Below are 2,314 nucleotides of genomic sequence, written 5' to 3'. Positions count from 1 at the left end.
GCTCACGGGCGAGCTCGGGCCTGGCGGAGCCGGCCCAGCGCTCGACCTCACGAGCGTTCTGCTGGGTGAATTCGTTCGCTGCGTCTGCCATTACCGCGCCGCACCTGCGTTCCGCTCCTGCTCCTGCTCGAGGTCGGCGAGGAAACGGTCGACCACCCGGTTGGACCGGGCGTCGTCGTCGAGGGACTCGCCCACGATCTTCGCCGCGAGCGTGGTGGCCAGGGCGCCCACCTCGTTGCGCAGGGAGACCACGGCCGCCGAGCGCTCCGCCTCGATGGTGCGGTGCGCGTTCTCGGTGATCCGCGCCGACTCGGCGTTGGCCCGGTCCTTGAAGTCCGCCAGGATCTTCTCGCCCTCCAGCCGGGCCTCCTCGCGGATCTTCTGGGCCTCCAGGCGCGCGCTCTCGAGCTGCTGGTTGTACTCGTCGCGTGCGGCGGCCGCCTCGGCCTGCGCGGCCTTGGCCTTGGCCAGACCGCCCTCGATGGCCTCGGTGCGCTCACGGTAGACCCGCTCGAACGCCGGCACGACGAACTTGACGACGAGGAAGAGCAGGATCAGGAACCCGATGCCGGTGATCAGCATCTCCCAGACATTGGGGAAGAGGGGGTTCGCCCCTTCCTCGGCTGCCAGCAACAGTGTCATGTGCGCGATTCCTGTTCTCTAGGAAGGACGTGTACTAGGTCAGCCACTCAGGCGATGAACGCGAGCACGAAGCCCAGAATCGCGAGCGCCTCGACCACGGCGAAGCCGAAGAACAGCATCGGCTGGAGCACGCGCTGCGACTCCGGCTGGCGGGCGACGGACTGCATGTACGCGGCGAAGATCAGACCCACGCCGATGCCGCCGCCGATGGCAGCCAGACCGTAACCAATAGCGCTGAGCGAACCAGTCATGAGGGGTATTTCCTTTCTAGGTGCCCGGGGGCCGGGCGTCGTAGCCGTGTCGGCTCTGAACATTTCGGGGATGGACTGCGGGGGTCCGGCCGGGGCCGGACCGGTACTTCCACCGGTGTCAGTGGCCCTCTTGCAGGGCGCCCTGGACGTACACGGCGAAGAGGAGGGTGAAGATGTAGGCCTGGAGGACCTGGATCAGGATCTCCAGGAAGTAGATGAACACGCCCAGCACCGTGGAGCCGAGGGCGACCACGCTGATGGCGCTCGCCTGCGAGAGCAGGTAGCCCGTCATGGACGCGGCGACCATGAGCGCCAGGTGACCGGCGAACATCGTGGCGAACACACGCAGGGCGTGCGTGACCGGGCGGATGATCAGGTTCGAGAGGAACTCGATCGGGATCAGGAAGATGTAGAGGACCTTCGGCACGTCCGGCGGCATGGTCATCTTGCCCATGAAGCCGCCGAGGCCGTGGCGCTTGATGCCCATGAAGACCCAGGTGACGTAGGCGATGCCCGCCAGGACGTACGCCGAGCCGGCGTGCGAGAGGGTGGGCAGCTGCAGCACCGGGATGGAACCGAAGAGGTTGTTCACCAGGATGAAGAAGAAGAACGTGAACAGCAGCGGGACGTAGGGGCGGAACTCCTTCTCACCGATGATGTCCCGGCCGAGGTGGTTGCGCACGAACCCGTAGCCGCTCTCCGCGAGGTACTGCGACTTCGACGGGACGAGCGCGTTGCGGCGGATGGCCCACATGAAGAAGCCCGCGATCAGGACGACCGACAGGAGGATCAGCAGCGTGTGCTTCCCGAAGCCGAAGGAGCCCACCTCGAAGAAGTAGGGCAGGTGCATCTCGTCGACGGTCGGGGCGGTGAATCCTCCGGTGGCGGGGAGCCTGATGAGGGCGGCGTTCAATGCGGGTCCTTTCTGCAGTGCTCTGGCCGGTGGTCACGGTCGGGGCGCCGAGTCCGGGCCGGACTGGTGCGGGTTGTGAGGATCTGCACCGTCGGAGGACGGACTCCGACGGAGTCCCTCCTGCATGTGGAGGTACACGACGTAGATCCCGGACGCGGCGCCGATGCACGCTCCCAGGACCACGATCCACCGGGTTCCCAGCACGCGATCCGCACCCCACCCTACCAAACTCCAGAACCCCATCCCGATCACCACGTAGAGGAGTGTCGTGAGCCCGCCGGAGAGCCCGCCGCCCTCCACGAGCTCCCCCGCGGTGCGCAGCCCCGGGTGCTCCCGGGGCCCCTCCGGCGGGTTCCCCGGGCCGGCGTCCGGGGCCCCCGGCGGGGGTGTCCCCTCGGGGCGCGCCGCGTCGTCGCGGTCATCCGTGCTCATGGTCGTCCTGCCTCCTGTCGTCCTGCGTCCGCTCCTCGGCGGCTCCGGTCGGGCGGTCGCCGGCACGGGTTCCGCC

General features: G+C 68.0%; 4 protein-coding genes. All 4 read right to left on the bottom strand.

The features are described from left to right. Positions 1–90 precede the first annotated feature (90 nt). Positions 91–642: a F0F1 ATP synthase subunit B gene (locus ACFU0Y_RS17955; RefSeq protein WP_031282934.1), complete on the bottom strand. Its 552-nt coding sequence runs from the start codon at positions 640–642 to the stop codon at positions 91–93. Between the two features lie 47 nt (positions 643–689). Then, complete coding sequence (gene atpE / locus ACFU0Y_RS17950) at positions 690–893, bottom strand: ATP synthase F0 subunit C (RefSeq protein WP_017833261.1); 204 nt, start codon at positions 891–893, stop codon at positions 690–692. Positions 894–1,011: 118 nt separating this feature from the next. Then, complete coding sequence (gene atpB / locus ACFU0Y_RS17945) at positions 1,012–1,806, bottom strand: F0F1 ATP synthase subunit A (RefSeq protein ID WP_380216297.1); 795 nt, start codon at positions 1,804–1,806, stop codon at positions 1,012–1,014. A gap of 33 nt (positions 1,807–1,839) precedes the next feature. Continuing rightward, positions 1,840–2,238, bottom strand: coding sequence for a hypothetical protein (locus tag ACFU0Y_RS17940; RefSeq protein ID WP_380216295.1), 399 nt, complete (start codon positions 2,236–2,238; stop codon positions 1,840–1,842). Between the last annotated feature and the right edge of the window lie 76 nt (positions 2,239–2,314).

The organism is Kocuria sp. NPDC057446, from assembly GCF_042802875.1.
Taxonomy (GTDB): Bacteria; Actinomycetota; Actinomycetes; order Actinomycetales; family Micrococcaceae; genus Kocuria.
Note: the sequence above shows the minus strand (reverse complement) of the source record. Positions and strands in the feature narration are given on the sequence as shown.

What these genes read in the sequence shown, in the direction of transcription:
- ACFU0Y_RS17940 (WP_380216295.1), bottom strand. Translation starts at nt 2,238, where the DNA reads ATGAGCACGGATGACCGCGACGACGCGGCGCGCCCCGAGGGGACACCC.
- ACFU0Y_RS17955 (WP_031282934.1), bottom strand. Translation starts at nt 642, where the DNA reads ATGACACTGTTGCTGGCAGCCGAGGAAGGGGCGAACCCCCTCTTCCCC.
- atpE (WP_017833261.1), bottom strand. Translation starts at nt 893, where the DNA reads ATGACTGGTTCGCTCAGCGCTATTGGTTACGGTCTGGCTGCCATCGGC.